The 20,151-nt window shown below is 33.0% G+C and carries 15 protein-coding genes; 5 read left to right on the top strand and 10 right to left on the bottom strand.

Going from position 1 to position 20,151, the window contains the following annotated elements:
• The first annotated feature begins 9 nt into the window (after nt 1-9).
• The 5 genes from ACXAHM_RS00250 to ACXAHM_RS00230 all read left to right on the top strand — a co-directional run bounded on the left by ACXAHM_RS00250 (nt 10) and on the right by ACXAHM_RS00230 (nt 4,493).
• Nucleotides 10-567 carry a hypothetical protein gene (locus ACXAHM_RS00250; RefSeq protein WP_474958377.1) on the top strand — a complete coding sequence of 186 codons (558 nt, stop codon included), beginning with the start codon at nt 10-12 and terminating at the stop codon, nt 565-567.
• 171 nt (nt 568-738) lie between these two features.
• Nucleotides 739-1,026, top strand: coding sequence for a cell division protein ZapA (locus ACXAHM_RS00245; protein ID WP_474958376.1), 288 nt, complete (start codon nt 739-741; stop codon nt 1,024-1,026).
• Nucleotides 1,027-1,116: 90 nt separating this feature from the next.
• A complete protein-coding gene (gene rny / locus ACXAHM_RS00240) occupies nt 1,117-2,715 on the top strand; it encodes a ribonuclease Y (RefSeq protein ID WP_474958375.1) in 1,599 nt (532 codons plus the stop codon).
• Between the two features lie 72 nt (nt 2,716-2,787).
• Nucleotides 2,788-3,360 carry a DNA-3-methyladenine glycosylase I gene (locus ACXAHM_RS00235; protein ID WP_474958374.1) on the top strand — a complete coding sequence of 191 codons (573 nt, stop codon included), beginning with the start codon at nt 2,788-2,790 and terminating at the stop codon, nt 3,358-3,360.
• 41 nt (nt 3,361-3,401) lie between these two features.
• Complete coding sequence (locus tag ACXAHM_RS00230; RefSeq protein ID WP_474958373.1) at nt 3,402-4,493, top strand: BamA/TamA family outer membrane protein; 1,092 nt, start codon at nt 3,402-3,404, stop codon at nt 4,491-4,493.
• On the opposite strand, the gene ACXAHM_RS00225 is transcribed toward ACXAHM_RS00230, so the two are convergent.
• The 10 genes from ACXAHM_RS00225 to ACXAHM_RS00180 form a co-directional block, all read right to left on the bottom strand.
• Entirely contained in the window at nt 4,490-5,149 is a 660-nt protein-coding gene (locus tag ACXAHM_RS00225) for an energy transducer TonB (protein WP_474958372.1), read from the bottom strand. The two genes, ACXAHM_RS00230 and ACXAHM_RS00225, sit on opposite strands and share 4 nt — an antisense overlap.
• Before the next feature lie 75 nt (nt 5,150-5,224).
• Entirely contained in the window at nt 5,225-5,995 is a 771-nt protein-coding gene (locus ACXAHM_RS00220; RefSeq protein WP_474958371.1) for a transporter, read from the bottom strand.
• A 185-nt stretch (nt 5,996-6,180) separates the two neighbouring features.
• The gene (locus ACXAHM_RS00215) at nt 6,181-7,401 is read right to left on the bottom strand and encodes a glycan-binding surface protein (protein ID WP_474958370.1); all 1,221 of its coding nucleotides are present in this window, start codon (nt 7,399-7,401) and stop codon (nt 6,181-6,183) included.
• Nucleotides 7,402-7,418: 17 nt separating this feature from the next.
• Nucleotides 7,419-8,996 carry a RagB/SusD family nutrient uptake outer membrane protein gene (locus ACXAHM_RS00210; RefSeq protein WP_474958369.1) on the bottom strand — a complete coding sequence of 526 codons (1,578 nt, stop codon included), beginning with the start codon at nt 8,994-8,996 and terminating at the stop codon, nt 7,419-7,421.
• A gap of 12 nt (nt 8,997-9,008) precedes the next feature.
• Nucleotides 9,009-12,152 carry a SusC/RagA family TonB-linked outer membrane protein gene (locus tag ACXAHM_RS00205; protein WP_474958368.1) on the bottom strand — a complete coding sequence of 1,048 codons (3,144 nt, stop codon included), beginning with the start codon at nt 12,150-12,152 and terminating at the stop codon, nt 9,009-9,011.
• A gap of 592 nt (nt 12,153-12,744) precedes the next feature.
• Entirely contained in the window at nt 12,745-13,224 is a 480-nt protein-coding gene (gene ndk, locus ACXAHM_RS00200) for a nucleoside-diphosphate kinase (RefSeq protein ID WP_474958367.1), read from the bottom strand.
• Nucleotides 13,225-13,441: 217 nt separating this feature from the next.
• Complete coding sequence (locus tag ACXAHM_RS00195; protein WP_474958366.1) at nt 13,442-15,223, bottom strand: ABC transporter ATP-binding protein; 1,782 nt, start codon at nt 15,221-15,223, stop codon at nt 13,442-13,444.
• 185 nt (nt 15,224-15,408) lie between these two features.
• Nucleotides 15,409-16,797: a SpoVR family protein gene (locus ACXAHM_RS00190; RefSeq protein WP_474958365.1), complete on the bottom strand. Its 1,389-nt coding sequence runs from the start codon at nt 16,795-16,797 to the stop codon at nt 15,409-15,411.
• Between the two features lie 29 nt (nt 16,798-16,826).
• Complete coding sequence (locus ACXAHM_RS00185; protein ID WP_474958364.1) at nt 16,827-18,008, bottom strand: YeaH/YhbH family protein; 1,182 nt, start codon at nt 18,006-18,008, stop codon at nt 16,827-16,829.
• A 54-nt stretch (nt 18,009-18,062) separates the two neighbouring features.
• Complete coding sequence (locus tag ACXAHM_RS00180) at nt 18,063-20,003, bottom strand: hypothetical protein (RefSeq protein WP_474958363.1); 1,941 nt, start codon at nt 20,001-20,003, stop codon at nt 18,063-18,065.
• Between the last annotated feature and the right edge of the window lie 148 nt (nt 20,004-20,151).

Raw genomic sequence — 20,151 nt, 5'->3', positions numbered from 1 at the left:
ATTCAAGATATGTCAACTGTTATCCCAACTTTAAGTGAGGAACTTAAACTCTTAGTCGAAAAAATAAACAAATTAAAAGCTTTATATAAAGATGCTCTTCAAAAGATTGATCAGTTGGAGAAGGATCGTGTAGAAGCTGAAAAACAGTTAGACACTACCATCGAGATTCAAGAACATAGTGACAGATTACAAGCTTTAATAGAAAAAGGAGATCAACAAATCAATGACCTATTGAATCAAAAAAATACTTTACAAACCGAAAGAGATGAAGCTCAACAACTCTCAGAAGGCCAACAGAGTGTTATTCAATTTCTAAATCAGGATATTGATCAATTACGAAAAGAAATAGAAGAAAAAAATGAAACTATTGATGTTTTTAACCAACAAAAAAGAGCATCAATAATGGAAGTACAAAAACTGAAAATGGAAATTAGAGATCTTACTCCTAAAGCTAGAAAAACAGATCTCTTACAACAAGAAAATGATCAATTGAAAAAAGATCAAGAGGACTTGAAAGCTGAAATTGAACTACTAAACGAGGAAATCGAACGACTTTCTAATAAGTAAGCAATATTTTAGTCTAAAAAAGATACAAAATTCCAATAATTAAAGTACTTTTATTTTTTAAAAGGGGATTTTACTTAGATCGAAGGAAAAATCGGTTTAATATTCATATTCACATAGATTCTAAAGGACCCAGATGGGGTGCTATAACCAAAAAACTTGTAAATAATAAGCATGGGATTAAGATCCACTAAAGAGAGTATACAACTGAATATCTGTGGCAAGGTATATAACCTTAAAGCCAGTAAGTCAGAAGAGCATTTGCTTAAGAAAGCTGCAGAGCGTCTTAATCAAATTGTGGACGAAAAACGTCATAACCTCTCAGGTGTAGATTTAAAAGATGTGCTTATCATTACTGCATTTGATTTTGTGGTTGAAGCTTTAAAAGAGCAAGATGAAATACAACAGATAACAGATCGTGTGAATGATATCAATAAACAACTTGATGATATTTTACCTTAAACTACTTCGTTTTATGATCTTTTAGTTCCTCTACATATATATTATTCAACTGTAGTCACCGAACTACGCACAGACATCTGTACGTAAAACATGGAACAAATAATTTTAGCTGCCGTTGTCAGCCTTATTGTAGGTATCGCAATTGGTAGATTTTTATTGATGAAAGTCTTGAAGGGCATGGAAACAGAGGCCAAAGATAAAGCTCAAGACATTGTTAAAGATGCAAAGAAGGAAGCGGAGAGCATCAAAAGAACAAAACTAGTAGAATCAAAGGAGAAATTCTTGAAAATGAAACAAGACTTTGATTCTGAAACTGCAAAAAGAAAAAATCAGCTTAATGTAAACGAAAACAAATTAAAACAATTTGAAAATCGTTTAAAGCAACAAGAAGCAAAGCATAAACAAAAAGAGGCTGTTATTGCTAAACAACTTGAATCTTTCAAAAAGAAGGATCAAGAAATGGAACAACGTTTTGAAGAGTTAGCACATCAAAAGCAATTAACATTCAAAGCAAAAGAAGAAGCTGAACAACTACGCTTAAAACAAGTTGAACAACTTGAAAAAGTAGCAAACCTTAAAGCTGAGGAAGCAAGAGAACAACTTGTTGAGGCATTAAAGGATGAAGCACGTACAAAAGCTTCTATGCATATTAAAAATATCATGGAAGAGGCTAAAATGACTGCTACTAAAGAAGCTAGAAAAACAGTTATTACTTCAATCCAAAGAACCGCAGCTGAACAAGCTATTGAAAACTGTGTATCTATCTTTAATCTTGAAAGTGATGAGCTTAAAGGTAAAATTATCGGTAGAGAAGGTCGTAACATCCGTGCTCTGGAAGCAAGTACTGGTGTAGAAATCATCGTAGATGATACTCCTGAAGCAATTATCATCTCAGGTTTCGATCCTGTAAGAAGAGAAATTGCAAGAGTTTCTCTTCATAGATTAGTAGCTGACGGTAGAATTCACCCTGCTCGTATTGAAGAGGTTGTTGCGAAAACAAAGAAAAATATTGAGGACGAAATCATCGAAATTGGTGAACGTACTGTCATTGATTTAGGTATTCATGGTTTACACCCTGAATTAATCAAGTTGGTAGGTAGAATGCGTTTCCGTTCTTCTTATGGTCAAAACTTATTACAGCACTCTAGAGAAGTTTCTAATTTAGCAAGTACAATGGCCTCTGAACTTGGTCTAAACGCTAAAGTAGCAAAACGTGCAGGTTTACTTCATGATATTGGTAAAGTATGGCCAGAAGAGCCAGAATTACCTCACGCAATCTTAGGTATGAACCTAGCGAAAAAATATGGTGAAAGCCCTGAAGTATGTAATGCAATTGGTGCTCACCATGATGAGATTGAAATGACTACATTGATTTCTCCAATCGTTCAAGCTTGTGATGCTATTAGCGGTTCGAGACCTGGTGCTAGACGTGAGATGATGGAATCTTATATCCAACGTCTTAAAGAACTTGAAGGATTAGCTATGGGCTTCAAAGGAGTTCATAAGTGTTATGCTATCCAAGCCGGTAGAGAATTACGTGTAATGGTTGATGCTGAGAAAGTGCCAGATGCTGAAGCAGGTCAATTATCATTCGATATTGCGAATAAAATTGAAACTGAAATGCAATATCCTGGTCAAATTAAAGTGACAGTTATTCGTGAAACACGTTCAGTACATTTTGCGAAATAAGAATATAAAATTAGATTATACAGGTCGACTATTTATTTAGTCGGCCTTTTTTTTTAACTTATAAATAAAAAAATGTCTGATATTAAAACTAGATGTCTTTGGTGTACACAGCATCAAATCGATCAAGATTATCATGATGAAGAATGGGGAGTTCCTGTTTATGATGACAGGAAGTTATTTGAAATGTTATGTCTTGAAGGAGTTCAAGCAGGCATGAATTGGCATATGGTATTAATTAAAAGAAAAAGATACCAAGAATTATTTGAGAATTTTGAAGCGGAGGCTATAGTTGAATTCAATGATGAATATTTAGAAGCTATTCTTCAAGACAAAGGTATCATTCGCAATAAATTAAAAGTCAAAGCTATTGTAACAAATGCTAAAGCATTTTTAAAAGTAAAAGAAGAATTCGGCACCTTCAAAGATTATATTTGGCAATTTACAGATCATAAAATCATTCAAAATAATTGGACTTCACCTAGCCAAGTCCCTGATAAAAATGAAATCAGCGATCGTATGAGTAAAGATCTTAAAAAGAGAGGTTTCAAATTTGTCGGTAGCATTACCTGTTATGCATACATGCAGGGAATAGGAATGATAAATGACCATACTACTGATTGCTATCGACACAGAGAACTCCAATAACAATATATACTCAACCCAAAGACTTATACTATTTAACCCATATGAAACAATTAATCTCAATACTAGCATTAATTCTTATTTTCTGTTTTTCTATTATTGCTCAAGATTCTACTAAAGTCAAAAAGGAAAAGAATCTACAATTACTAGGAATTCCTAATGTAGCAAATAACTCTGTTTTCGGATGGGGAGGTGGTGCCAATATTGGTGCATTTTATAAGATGAGTAAAAAAGATAGTATATCTCCACCTTCTATGTCTTTTGTTCAAGGTATGTATTTCCATAACAAAACTTGGTGGTTGGCATTATTACAGGAAAATTATTTTTCTCAAGATCGATTTAGAACTCAGCTCCTCTTTTTTACAACCTCTGTTAATTTTCAATTCTTTACTGATAACTTATTACCTGATCTTCCATCCACTATTGTTCCTTACAATACTAAAGTATCTTCTATTCAATTTAGTTTTGCTACTAAGATTTTCAATCATGCTTTTTTAGGACCAATATATACTTATGGTCAAAATAATTTTTCTTTTGAACAAGATCGTTTAAATCAAATTCTTGAAGTGAATAATATTGGTGAGTTTGTTACTTCAGGAATCGGTTTAACTTTTGACTACGATACAAGAGACAATATTTTTGCAACCTCTAAAGGGGTTTATTTACATGCTTATTCATTATCATACTTTGATGAAATTGGCTCAGATGCAGAATACACAGGTTTATTTTTAGAATGTTCGTATTTCCACAAGTTGAATGAAAAAATGATTATTGCATCAAAAGGTAATATTGCAACACTTTTAGGGGATGTTCCATTTAGTGAACAAAATGTAATGGGATTTGGAGGAACTCGTTTTCAAGATTTAAGAGGGTACAACAAAGGTGAGTTTAGAGGTGATCAAATGTACATGTTACAAGCAGAACTAAGATGGCGTTTTTATAAGAATTGGGGTACAAATTTATACTGTGGTATAGGTACAGTATTTTCTGCAGACCAAACAATCCCTACATTACCTGCTGCTGGTATTGGGATCCGATATAGAGCCTCAAAACAATACAACATTAATGTAGGGATTGACTATGCTTGGGGTAAGGATGATAATGGTATTTACTTCCTTATTGGAGAAGCATTTTAATATTCAACTGTAAATGGCAGTACCATTTTATGTAAAACAGGTTTGCCACTTTGTTGAGCTATCATCCATTTTGGTGAATCCTTCAAAACTGAAATCACTTGTTTATCTATTGAGTTATCTACTCCTTTTAATATTTTAATATCTTCAAGTTTACCGTATTTATTTACAATAAATTCCACAAAAACTTTACCTTTCTTAGATGGAGAATTCGTATTTAAAGAAGCATGAAACCAACTATAAAATTCTCCTAATCCTCCAGGATAAGTTGCAGACTTTTCAGGCATAGAATATACTGTATTATCTTCATCCACTTCCGCACTTAATTCATGCTCTAGAAGCATAGATAATTCATTTGCATGCTCTTTCAAATCTTCAGACATAGGATAGTCATACATTTGCATGACTTCTTCTTTCGCTATTTCATTCAATTTTAGATGATGATGTGCTAAAGATCGAATATATTGAATTTCAGCTGTTGAACGAGGAAGTAAAGCTATAATTTCATCTGTTTTGATTAAAGCTTTATCATATTCTTTTTGATCCAAAAGATCATAGGCATATTCAATATAGTCCTTTGATATTTCTTCAGGCGATAATTGAGCCCAAGAATAAATTGGTAAGAATATAGTTAATAATGATAGTAAGTAAATTCTCATAGTAGTATAATAGAGTAGGATTTTTTGCTATTCCTAAATATAACGTTTATCCTATATCTTTATTACTTTTTGAATTTATTTATCTCTCCAAACTAAACGATAAGATAAGCCTCCATCAATAAACCAAGAATTATTTGTACTTGTCTGTAAAAACCCTCCTGATACATCAAACATTAGATTAGAATTTGCAAGAAATGAAAGTCCACAATCAAAGTTTGGTTGAAAGTCATTCAAGTTTCCATACATTTCAATGAAAGCTCCCCACTTTTCGCTAATACCTGTTCCTAAATTAAAAGTGGCTGGTACATAGTAATCTTGTCCATCATTACTGGGGAAAACAACACCAATATTCATATTGTAACTCAACCAATTAGTCAATGAATTACTTGTCGCTAAATTCATTAACATTCCAACATTATCATTTTTATAATCTTCTGAAACAAGTCTTGTAATCACTCTTCCTTGAAAAGCTAAAGCTGGAATCCATCCATTATTTTCAGTAATACTGTATTTAAAACCTATTTGTGTATCACTAATTCCATCTGCGAAAGGCTTCATTTCACCATCAGTTAAAGCTTTATCTTTTCTCCAGTTTACCATTGCTTCGATATCAAAACGATCTGTCAAACCAAATCTTAAATAAGTACTGCTTACTAATGCATCTGTGTTTATAATTGAATTATCTTCAGAATATGTAAAACCTGTTTGAATTTGAAATACTTTATCACCTAAAGTTGATGCCGAAAAAGTTTGCCCTGGTCTATCCGTTGAAATGGTCTCACTAAATTGAGCATAGGATGTAGAGTAGATTGACAAAAATAAAAAAATAAAAAAAATGTGTTTCATAAGTATTATGCTAGAGTAATAGTTTATTTAAAATTAATAATTAATAATAAATTCACACCTAGAAGTCTTAAAAAAAATGAAAAGACCACTCCATAAAATGAAGCGGTCTTATCACTATATTGAAATATAAGAAAACAAAAATTCTTATTTAATTCATATATCAAATACTTAATGTAAAAGATAAATTATTTTACTTTTACAATACGAACATTGTCAATTCTCATATCTAATACAGGAATCACTTCACCTTCTGGAGCTTCTCCATTTTGAAGAATGAAATGTAAAAATTGACCATCTATTCCTTCCATAGCTCCAAGAGGATCACCACTAGGATTTCCATCAACTTCTGTTCTGAATAAATTCATTGGAATTACAACAGTCTGCCATCCTTCTGTATAGAAAGGAACTCTTTCTCCTGTAAAATTCCAGTATTCTGTCATATCTTGGTTTATTTCCCACGGTTTCCAGAAATATGCATGTCCCCAGTTCAATTGAATTCTTACTCGACCACTGTTTAATGGCGTTGCTTTAGGGATATAAACTTCAAATTTAAAAGCATAATCAGATGCATTTCCTGTTAATCCAATTGCAGGATAATTATTGATTGGAATAACTCTATCATTATTCCACCAATCTGGGGATGGTACATTATCTTGATAAACTTTTACATAATTACCATCCAACCCATCGGTTGTTTCTAAAATTGGCTTAGGCCCCCAAGCGCCAAATGTATTCAGATCATCAAAGTTACAGATTATACCTTCAGTGTCATTAAACCTATACATTGGTGCAGCTGATGATGATCCTGACGCAGTAACTACATCTACCGAACCTACTTCAGTTATTCCATTTGGTACTGTTAAAGTTATAGTTGTTGCTTCGGCATTTACATTAATTCCTTCTGAAACTTCAACCCCACCTGGAAAAACTACTTTCTCTACAAAGTAGAAGTATTTACCTGTAATTTTAAATGTATCTCCTCCTTTTGCAAATTCATTGCTTATACTTTCAATAATAGAAGGTGGAGGTAAAACTATTAACTCTTTCTCTGCAGTACCCGCATTTGTTGAAATAACCAATTTATTGGAAACTTCACCATGAGTTGCTACTGTTGGTACATCATCAGGAATCTGAATAATAACATTATTTTCAGTGATATAAACAGGATTCAGTTCTAATGCCATATCGTTTAATGTCACTTGGAAAGTTGAACCTAATCCTTTACCAACAACGGCAACTACTTCACCTAAACCTACTTCTGTAACATCTTCTTCTGCTAGTTCAGGATCTGTATATCTGATTTGCGAAATTGCTGGTGCATCCTCTGTATCTTTTTCACAAGAGGAGAATAATCCTTGCATTCCTAATGCAACAATTATATATATTGGAAGAAATAATCTTCTCATGATATTCTTAAATTTTATTAGTCAAAAATATACTCTACTGCAGGTTCCTTTAATAAAGGATTACTTGCTACATCTGCCTCTGGATAAGGCATAACTAAATCAGATTGAGAAACTGAATAAAAGTTTGAAGTCAATTCAGGAACTCCATTTACCCAATTATAAATTCCTCGATCTTGTGTAGATAAGTAGCTAACCACAGCATCGGGTTGGAAGAAACTCCAACGAACAAGGTCAAACCAATAATGACCTTCCATTGCCATCTCAACTCTTCTTTCTTTGAAAACATCCATCCAAGTAATTGAAGATTTAGGTGATAAACCTGCTCTTTCTCTAACTGCATTGTAGTACATTAAAGCTTCAGGATCTGAACTTGAAGTATTATTACCCATCACTGCTTCAGCATATGTAAGGTAAACTTCAGACAAACGAAGAACATATGTATTCATATTTGTTCTCATGAAAGCAATCACTCCCCCATCATCTGCATTATCATCTGCTGTTCCAACTACATATTTTTTGACAGAAGAAGCAGCAGGTGCAGTTTCAAGATCATAGTGATATCCACCTTCACTTTTTAATAATTCAGGATAAAAATCTCCTTTGTACATGAAAGTTGCTTTTCTCCTTAAATCACCTGCTTCATAAGCTGCTTGCATATTAGGAGCAGCACCACCACCGGCACCCCATCCATCACCAACTCCAGTAATTTTTCCTTCAGGAGCTAAGTAAGCTTGATGTGTATTTTGAGTACCCCATTCTCCATTACTTACCCATTGGAAGGCAAATAAACTTTCTGAACTATTATTATTCTTAATCATGAAAAGATCTTCATAACTTTCCATTAAAGTCAATCCGCTTTGTTTAATAACTTCACCAGCATATTGCTTTGCCATATCTAGATCTTCTTGACTTCTTCCTCCTGCTTGTCCTAAACCAGCTCTATATAAATAGGCTCTAGATAACATTCCTTTTGCAGACCAACTCGTTAATCTACCTTTATCATTTACTTCAGGGAGATGTTCTGATGCAAATGTTAAATCATTTATCACAAACTGGAATACACTTTCTGCTGTATTACGAGGTACTCTAGGGTTATCAATTAGGTCTACATTATTTTCAATGATTGGAACTTCTCTCCATAGCAAACCTAATTGTAAGTAAGCAAAACCTCTCATAAAACGAGCTTCAGCAATTGCTTCATTTTTTGCTTCTTCAGAAATTGCTTCTGAAGTACTTTCATTAATATTTCGAATCACACTATTAGATTGTCCAACTACAATATAAAGTGATCTCCATGCTTGTACTAAAGGTTCATATGTACCTGAAACACCAAATCTCCAGAATGCATCATATCCACCATCATTAGTAGAGAAATTTCCTCCTCCACCATCTCCAATTGCAAAGCTTGCCTTATCGTTATAATCAAACCAAACTACATTGTATAGAGCGGCAGTTGCCATTTTTAATTCTGCATCTGATTGATAGAAGTTATCTTGTACAATAGCATCTTCTGGTGGACGATTTAAAAATTCATCACTACAAGAAATCAACGTTACTCCTGTAATGAATAAAGCTATATATTTTTTGAAATTCATTTTCTTGATTGTTTAGAAGTTAACATTTAATCCCATTGTATATACTCTTGGAGTAGGATATTTACCATTATCCACATTCAATAAAAGAGCATTTTGATTGTATTTACCAATCTCAGGATCGAAGCCACTGTAATTTGTGAATGTATATAGGTTTTGGAAGTTGACATACATTCTTAACTTCGTTAAATGTAATTTTTCTAGTAAGTGATTTGGTAAAGAGTATCCAATAGATAAATTTTGAATTCTTACATAAGAAGCATCTTCAATAAATCTATCACTAATTCTGTTATTACCATTTGTTGTACTTACACTTGCTCTTGGAACAGTTGCTCCAGGATTAATTAAAGCAGTACCGTCCTCATTGATTCTAGCTCTATCTTTTACCGTTCCAAACTGATTTGTGTTACCATTCATGTTTTCCAGTTCTCTTCTCGTAAAGTTTAAAGCTTCACCACCAACACTACCAGTGATCATCATATTGAAGTCAAAGTTTTTCCATGAAACAGTATTATTGAAACCGAAAGTAAAATCAGGGTTAGGGTCACCAATCACTGATAAATCTCCTTCATCAATTACACCATCACCATTTAGATCTTTAAACTTCACATCACCTACCCAAGTACCATTATCACGGTTAATTGAACTTTCAACAGGTAATGCACTACTTGCCACATCTTCTAATGTTTGGAAAATACCATCTGTTTGATAACCATAGAATAATCCTGCAGGGTTACCTTCAGATGTTCTTGTAACTAAAACAGTTCCGTATTGAACTTTAGAATCTAATGGTTCTCCTCTAGTACTTTCAACATTATTTCTATTTACCGTAACCGTAATTCCAGAGCTCCACTTAACAGCACCAGTAGTATTGACAGTATTCAATGTTAACTCCACACCTCTATTAGACATTTCTCCAACATTTGAATAAGGTGAGCGAATAGAACCCGTACCTGTTGCACCCATGTACATTGGAAGTGGAAGTTCCATTAAAAGACCTTCAGTATTAATTTGATATGCTTCAGCAATTAACTCCACTCTATTTTCAAACATTGCTAGATCAATACCAATATTAGTTGATTTTGAAGACTCCCACATCAAATTAGGGTTTGCATAGTTTGTTGGTAATAAACCATTACCCCACTTTGTTAGATGGTTCGTTAATGCTACACCATAACCATAATTTCCAATATCTTGATTACCTACTTCACCATAACCTAATCTTAATTTCAAGTCGCTAATTTTATCAATTCCTTTCATGAAATCTTCGTTTTTCATCTTCCAAGCAAAGGCAAATGACGGGAATAAACCCCATTTATTATTTGAACCAAAATTAGATGAACCATCATAACGGAATGTAGCTGTCAACATGTATTTGTCAAATAAATCAAAGTGACCACGACCAAAATAAGACGCTAATGCATGACTTCCTTTATAACCACTATTTAATGCTGTTTCAGCATTACCTGCGTTGATTTCAGGAACATCATTACTGATAAAATCATAACGCTGTGCCATAATACCTTGCCATGAAGATTCTTGTGCTTCTTGACCTAACATTACTGACATTTTTAACTTGTCAGAAAAATTCTTAGTGTAAGTCAGATAATTCGATAAAATCCAATATCTATTTTGATCAACTTGTCTTCTACTTTTATTCTGATTATTTACAACCTGACCAACTTCATAGGTTGGATCAAAACCGTAATTATTTGTTACTCCAAAGTCATAGCCTAGTTTTGTTGTAAACTTCAAATTCTTGTGAAGGTTAATATCTGCATTTAGGTTACCAAACACTCTCATTCTCTCTAGTGTCATGTCTCTCAACTGAGCTTGTGCAACCGGAGTAAGGAAAGTAATGCCTGTCTCTTGACCTGGTCCTCCATAGCTCCCATCCACATTTCTTACAGGAATATCTGGTCTTGATCTTAAAGCTAAAGAAACAACACCATCAATATCATCACTCAATTGAATTTGCTCCGTCGTATTACCAAAGTTGACTGAAGCTCCTAATTTTAACCAATCTGTTGCTTTATGATTTAAACTTAATCTACCTGTTAGCTTCTCAAAACCAGATTCGATGATGATTCCTTCTTGATCTAAATAACCTAAAGATGTAACAAATGTTGTTTTATCATTACCACCTGAAACACTTAAGTTATGGCTATACATTGGAGCAACTTGAAAAACTTCATTTTGCCAATCAGTTCCTTCTCCTAAAAGTGATGGATCTAGAAATCTCGGATCAGATTCACGACCATAATCTTCATCAATTTCAGTCATAAAACTTGCAAACTCTCTCAAGTTCAAAACATCTAATTTCTTAGGTACCTCTTGCAATGCATAGTAAGTATCATATGAAATATTTGTCTTTCCTGATTTCCCAGATTTTGTAGTTACCAATACTACACCATTCGCTGCTCTTGAACCGTAAATAGCAGTTGCTGACGCATCTTTTAGAATTTCTATGGATTCAATATCGTTTGTGTTGATTGCAGACAAAGCATTTACCGCTGTCTGACCATCTCCACCACCAGCCCAGCCAAATCCTGCACTAGTTCCTCTTGAATCACCCGAGATTGGTACACCATCTACAACATATAATGGTTCTGTATTACTAAATGAACTTGTACCACGAATATTAATAGATACACCTCCACCTGGTGCACCTGAGTTTTGAGTAACAACAACACCAGCAGCTCTACCCACTAATGCTTGGTCCATTGAAGTTGAGATAGTATTTTGTAAAGCTTCACCTTCAACAGAAACTACTGATCCTGTCAAATCTGACTTTTTCATTTGGCCATAACCTACTACTACTACTTCTTCAAGTTGTTCTAAATCTGGCTTTAATGAGATTGATACTTTGTTGCTATTGTCTACTGCAACTATAGTTTTTTTATACCCTACATAACTAAATTCTAGTTCAGATACTGTTTCGGTAGTAGAGAGTTTAAAATTACCTTCAAAATTAGTAACTGTTCCGATTGAAGTTCCTTTTACGACAACATTTACTCCTGGAATAGGCATGTTATCATCTGCATCTCGTACTTGTCCTGTAATTACCCTTGTAGTCTGTGCGTGAATTGTAAGAGAGCACAGTAAGGAGAGAAGAAATATTAATGTCTTAATACTTCTTTTCAACTGAAAATACTGCATGTTTGTTTTCTTTTATTAATTGATAGTTTTCATTTCAAATACCTGTTTAGAAAGCAAAGAAAGATTGAAGTTATTGGCTTTCTTATTTCAGGTATATTTAAATTATTATTCCTAATAGTTAGCGGAATAAGGTTTTAGTTTAATAACTCTACTTTATCAACTAAACAATTCTGATTCTATAAAATGGAATGGTAGTTTTAGTTGTTTTAGCTTCAAAATTAATTTTAGTTAGATATTGTAATAGTTAAGTTTTTAATCCGTAAGATTTAAATTATTCCATACTTGTTTTATTTTAAAGTTTAAGCAAATAAAATAACAGCTGTCGAAATTTCATAGGACAATTTTACTTCTTTTTCGATATCGATTTCAAATAATCTTGCTTTCAATTTTACGTTATTAATACTACATTATTACTACCAGACACACCTAATCAACTGTAAATGTTATGATTACATAATTATTTAATAAATAAACAAATACACACACAAATACTACATCTTTTATTTTCTAAAAATTCAATAAATAAAAAAGAGGCATCTTATTGAATAAGAATACCTCTTTTGAATATGTCGAGTGTAAAAGTGTTCTTTAATTATTTACCCCATCCGAAGTAACAGTGACCATCTTTATTATATCTTTCACTAAATGAGAAGAAGAATGATGCTTCTTCAGCAGCGTTGTCATCAGAATCAGAACCATGTACAACATTACGGTCAGTCGTTTTAGCAAAACGTTTTCTGATTGTTCCGTCATCTGCTTTTGTTGGATCAGTTGCACCAATTAATTTTCTATAATCTACAACTGCATTTTCTTTTTCTAATACAGCAGCGATAACTGGACCTGAAGTCATATATTTTACTACATCTCTATAGAAAGGTTGATCAGAAAGGTGACGATAAAACATTTCAGCTTGCTTAGTTCTTAAACGTACCATTTTCATTGCTTGAATTCTGAAACCTGCTTCATGGATCATCGTAAGAATTTCTCCAACATAGTCTTGGTTTTCCTCACCAGGTTTAATCATTGTAAAGGTAAATGTACCTTTTTGCGGAGCATAGTTTTCTTGGAACATATGTTTCTGTTTATTGTTATTTTAATTTTAGTCATTAAGTGAAGTAAAAATCAGTAGTTGATTCAAAAAAATGATCAGTAATTAGATGATTGATAACTTCAACTTTTGTTGAACAAACATAGACTAATGTTATTTATTAATCAAGAAAAAAAAGCTAGAAACTTGGACTAAAACTAATTTCTAGCTTTTCATTTATTTCTACTCTAAAAGTATTTTATTAATACTCCTGCATTTGAATTAACTTTGCGTAAGCACCATCTTCTTCATTAATTAATTCCTCATGATTACCCATTTCTACAATCTGACCGTTTTCAAGCACGGCAATTTTATGCGCATTTCTAATCGTAGATAAACGATGAGCAATAATTAAACTTGTTCTACCTTCCATTAAGGTCTCTAGAGCATCTTGTACTAATTTTTCTGATTCAATATCTAAAGCTGAAGTTGCTTCATCAAGAATTAGAATAGCTGGATCTTTAAGGATAGCTCGAGCAATTGCAATTCTTTGCCTTTGACCACCTGAAAGTTTAACTCCTCTTTCACCCACTAAAGTTTTGAATCCTTCAGGGAATGATTCGATAAACTCTAATGCATTTGCTTTTCTAGCTGCATCAACAACCTCTTCATGAGAAGCTTCTGGATTACCATAGCGAATATTTTCTTCTATTGAACCTCCAAATAATAATACTTCTTGTGGCACAACACCAACATGCTTACGGAATCCAATTAAGTTATACTCTTTAGCTGATTTATTATCAATAAGTAAATCTCCTCCATCAATTTCATAGAATCTTTGAAGTAAATGAGCAATTGTAGATTTACCACCACCTGATTTACCAACTAATGCTACTTTTTCTCCTTTATTAACATGTAAGTTTACTCCTTTTAAAACTTCCACTTCTTTACGAGTTGGATAAGCAAATTTCACATCCTTAAAAGTAATATCACCGTTTAATCTTGGAATTTCTTCTTTATTGATTTCGTGTTCGGAGTTAGCCGCAAGAATTTCTTCTACTCTATCTGCCGCGCCAACAGCTTTTTGTAAAGTTCCATAAATGTCGCCTAGACCTGCCATTGAACCACCAATAAACATTGTATAAAGAACGAATGTGGTTAATTCACCAATTGAAATTTCTTCAACTGAAACCATATAAGTTCCATACCATAAAACGCCAATAATCCCTCCCATCAAAACAAAAATGATGAAAGAAATAAACACTCCTTTATAAGTAGCTCCCTTTAAAGCAAGATTGACAACTTTTGATAGGTTACTATTGTATCTATTTACTTCAAAAGTTTCATTTGCAAAAGTTTTTACTGTACCGATAGATTGAATTGTTTCTTCAACAACAATATTCGCTTTTGCTAATGCATCTTGAGTGCTTTTTGATAATTTACGGATAAATTTCCCAAAGATAATTGCAAAAATAATCAAGATTGGAAATGAAATAATCATTATCAATGACAACTTAGGATTCTCATAAAATAATATTCCAATACCAAAAACTAATGTTGCTACTTGCCTAAATAGCTCAGCTAAAGTAGTAGAAAATGTATCCTGTAATACTGACACATCTGAAGTAATTCTACTAAATAATTCCCCTGACCTATTTCTATCATAAAATGACATTGGAAGTGACATAAACTTCTTATAAAGTGCACCTCTAATGTCTGCAATTGCATTTTCATTTACTTTAGCAAAAAAGTATACTCTTAAAAAAGAAAATATACTTTGAAAAAATAAAACAGCCATTAATGCTAAACCTACTGATTTTAGATCAGGTAGCCATGAAACTGTAATTTTCCCTTGTGCTGTGTCCATCAACACTCCTACTAATTTCGGTAATGCCAATAGAATTGTACTTGAAAAGAAAAGACTTATTATTCCTAGAGTAAAAACACCTTTATAAGGCATCATAAATCTAAATATTCCTCTAAGTTTTTCGATACTTTTCTTATCGATACGCTGTTTTTTCTCTCCTGAGTCTTTTCGCGCCATATTTCTAAATACTCCCAAAGCTTTTTCTACTTAATATCGAGTGCAAAAGTACTTTAAATACTTAATAAAATACAAAGTCACTTCTTATTAATCCCTAAAAAGCCTTGATTTTCACAATTAAGGCTCTTATGGAAACAAAAATCATTGCTTTTCATCTCTGTATATTAAAATATGATTTAACGTTTTTATGCATCTAATCCATTATCTACATGAAACTCACCTTTTGCAAAGGTACAGGTTACCGTATTTCCTTCCACATTAGTTTCTAGTTTTACAGGAAAATTAGACCATAAAGTTGAGATATGCTGCATAGTCTTATGTACATAACTTAACTCTAATTCTCTACCATCAAATTCATGTACTAACTGTAACGTATTTGTTAAAGGTGCGATACCTTTCACTTTGATGATAGGAATACTTCCTGTTCCAGTTTGAGCAATTAAAGTGTCTCTTACTTCTTTCCATCCTATCATGTCATCAGAAACATTACTAACAGAAATTTTTCCTTTATTTTTTTCATATTCAAAAAGACCTAGTTCTTCCATTAGCTCTCTAGTTAAGAATCTTCTTAAAAAAGAAACATCACGGTCTACTTCTCTTACTTCAAAAATTTGTGGATTAATTTCATATTCAAAATTCTCACCTTTCCCTGCCAAGTGAGCCATAATATTAAAGCCAATATGATAAGGATTTAATCCTCCCATATGCGGGCGGATCACTTGATTATGGGAACGAAGGAACTCAACATGCATTGCCGGTGGAAGATTTAACTTATGAAGAATTGTATAATGCCAGAAAGAGGCCCAACCTTCATTCATAATTTTAGTCTCCATTTGAGGTAAGAAATATAATGTTTCTTCCCTTACAATACGAAGTATATCTTTTTCCCAATCTTCTAAAAAGCGACTATTTTCTATTAAAAATAATACTAAATCTTCTGAAAGAGTAGGAATAAATTCTTTGTCAGCTTCTTCATTTTTTAGATCATCCCAATATGATTTATCTCTGTTAAGTGCTCCATAAAACTGACTCTTTTGTTCAGATTCTGAAAGTCTCACAATTCTTTGGTTTCTATCAACATGAAATGAAATAGCATGTGCAGCATCCAATATCCTTTCCACTCCTTTATAACCTATACTAGGTGTTTCGATATATGAGCGTATTCGATCTGCATGAAGTTTAAACATTTCTAATACAAACTCAGCTCCTGTATGCGAAAAATTGATATTGTTTTTAAAAAAATCATTATGACCATAGACATGAGCCATCACTAAGACCTGCATAGTCAAAGGATTATCTAACATTAGATAGGCTAAACATGGGTCAGAGTTTATGACCATTTCATAAGCCAATCCACCACCACCCATTTGATATACGGTGTTTTGTTTTTCAAAAGATTTACCAAAACTCCAATGAGGGTATCTAGAAGGCATACCAACATAAGATTGGTAACCTATCATATCATGAAAATCACAAACTTCAAATTCCTGAGGATAATAGTTTAACCCACATTCTTGAGCTATTTCTTCAATCCTATCGTTCCAACGCGCTAAATCATCTAAAGACCAATCCATAGTATTTCGAATTTTAAACAGTTGTCACTTTAATCCATCAGTGAATTGCTTCTGTCTTTATTTAAAAATTTCTTTAATGCTGGCCAAACGGATTCTTTTGACCTCATTCTTAAGCATACAAAGTTTTCCTCTTCTATTTTTTTGAATTCATCAAGCATAGAAGACCAAGAATACCCTATATCAGGTTTGATCTCTCCATAACCAAAAAGATTACAGATTTTAGTTAACTTTTCTGCTAGTTCAACTGCCATTTTGTTGTCTGAAGAAAAATTATCTCCATCAGAACAATGAAAGGCATAAATATTCCAAAGAGCAGGATTGTATCTTTCCTCAATTACATCTAAAGCTTTAAGATAAGCCGATGAAATCTTGGTACCTCCAGATTCTCCTTTGTGAAAAAAATCATCTTCAGAAACCTCTTTTGCTTCCGTATGATGAGCAATGAAAACAATTTCTGTGTTCTCATACCTAGATTGAAGGAAGGTATAAAGCATAAAATAAAAGCTTCTTGCTAAATACTTTTTCTGTTGATCCATTGACCCAGATGTATCCATCAAACATAAAACTACAGCATTTGAGTGTTCTTCAACATCTATCTGTAGACGTCTGTATACAAGGTCATCATTGTGGAAAGGAAAACTATCATCATTTTTACTGAACTCTGTACTATCAATCCCCTTCGCCTTCATTCTTTTAATACGATTCATCATCGTTTTTCTCTTAGACAAACGGGCTCTTATTCCTTTCTTTTGGTATCCTACTAATTTGCGTAGAACCTCCGTTTCAGTCTGAAAATACTTCTTCTGATCCATGTCAGGTAATTCCAAATCTTCAAACATCAATTCAACAGCCTCCTCAAGGGTTATCTCCGTTTCGTAAATATCTTCACCTGGATCTCCACCAGCTTCACCTTGACCATTTCCTTTTTGAGGAGGAGCATTCTGGTCTTGGATAACTTGTCCTTTTTGTTCTTTGCCGGTACCTTGAGCGACACCTTTTCCTTTATTAGAACCATAAACAAATCGATATTCTTTAAGTCCTCTAATAGGTACTTTTATCTTTTTGTCTTTATCCTGACCAATAATGGATTCATTGGCAATTACTTCAGAGATACCTTTTTTTATTTTGTCTTTGACTAATTCTTTATGGCGTTGCCTATCAGCCACAGACCTATCTCTTTTCTGCTTACTAAATTCCTTAAAAATAGCCATAATACATCTTATAATTTAACTTTTGACTTCAACAACACTATGTTATAGTGTGTATTAGTCTTTCCATAAATTATTAGAAGCAAAAGATAGTACAGCTTCAACACTCTCTTCATTGTACCCCATAGAGATCATTTGCTCGACCATAGCATTGTATTTTTTCACTTGACCAGCGTCTCTAGTTTTGGCTTTTAAAATTATCCTAGTAATATCTTTTACAGAAGCCATTAATTTTTTCTCAATTGCTTCTTTTAATGGTTCATAACTAGTGTAATGCAATTCTCCATTTCTTCTTAAAATATGCGTTACATAGCTCATTACATCTTGTCTGAATCCATCGGCTGCTGTTCCTGAAATTCCTATTTGTTGTTCAATAGAAGAAAGGAATTTTAAATCTGGCTCCATTTCTTCGTTATTTTGACCTTGAACTTTACGTTTTAATACATAAGCTTCGACATGGTCTAAATAATTTTGGAATAAGGATTCCGCTTGCTCGTCATAAGCATGAACAAATGCCTTAGTGATATCAATTTCCAACATTTTAAGGTACTCTTTGTAAAGAATGTCTTTTAAAATGTCCATGTAATGATTTTTGACATCACCCGCCATTGGTTCTTCTTTCAATTTAGTTTGAAGGGCATCCAATACAGCAATAGGATGGATCGTGTTAGTTTCAGTATCAGATAATGCATTATCCAACGCTTTCATGATAAAACGTGTTGAAATACCGCTCATTCCTTCTTCCTCATGCTCTTCTTTTAATTCAAGAACATTGATACGTTTTGATTGACCATTTTCTGTAACTTCATCTCCATTATATAATTTCAATTTAGTGAGTAAGTCACACTTTGCAGTAGGTTTCAGACGAGTCAAAATAGCAAACATTGAGGCTATCTCTAATGAGTGAGGAGCAATGTGAGCATTGAAATCTGATTTATTAATGATTTTTTGATAGATCTTGATCTCTTCAGAAATTTCCAATACATAAGGAACTTCAATTTTCACAATTCTATCAAGAATGGCTTCATTAGTATGATCAGCTTTAAAACGATTCCATTCAGCTTCATTTGAGTGCGCTAAAATTACACCATCGAAATATATCATACCATGTTTACCCGGGGCAGGAATTCTTTTTTCTTGTGTTGCCGTCAACATCACATGTAGGTATTCAATTTCATTTTTAAATACCTCAATAAATTCTACTAAACCTCTATTCCCTACATTAAATGCACCATTTAATGTTAAAACTCTAGGGTCGTCTTCGCTGTATCTATCAAGTTTTGATATATCTTCAGAACCAATTAATACAGAAGTATCTTGGTTATTTGGATCTACTGGAGGGACCATACCAATACCATGACGTTTACGAATACTGAAATCTCTTTTAATTACTTTAAACTTCGTAAAATCACCTTTTAAATCATGATCTAACTTGAACTGTGTTACAGGATCTAGTTCTCCCTCAATTTCAACACCTAATCTACTTTCCATTTCTGGACGGAGTTCTTTAGGGATAGCACATAGAGGATTCGTATTCATAGGTGAACCTTCCAAGAAATAGAAAGGTCCTACTTCTTCTAAACCAGATTTTAATTTTTCAATCAAAGAAGATTTACCAGCACCCACAGGTCCAACCAAGAAAAGTACTTGTCTACTTTCTTCACCTTTCAATGAGGCAGAGTGAAAATATCTAACAATTTTTTGTAATACTTTTTCAATACCAAAAAATTCATCTTCAAAGAACTTATAACTTTTCAATTTAGAATGAGCTCCAAATATTCTTCTTAAGCGAACATCTTTGTCTGTATCTAAGGTATCTACACCATCTTTGGTAATGGCTTTAAACATTCTTTTATGTGCTAGATCAGCTAGTTCGTTATGGTTTTGAACTTCTTGTAGGTAATCTAAAAAAGAAATCGTTTTCTCAGCTTTATTTTGTTCTTTACGAAAAGAGTCAAACAGCTTTTTGAATTCGTTTTGATCATTTGCGGCATTCATAGTTGTTTTTGGTTTTGTTGTGTAATAAAGTTTCTAATCTTAAAAAGAATTGTAGGAACTATATTATCAAATAGAATTTTGGGTTTGCAAATCGTATCATTTTACTGAGATACGATACGAGTGTTTTAAGTTGTGTTATTATAATATA

It is taken from the genome of Flammeovirga sp. AWQ4_249 (genome assembly GCF_056161045.1).
This window is presented reverse-complemented; position numbering and strand designations above follow the sequence as displayed.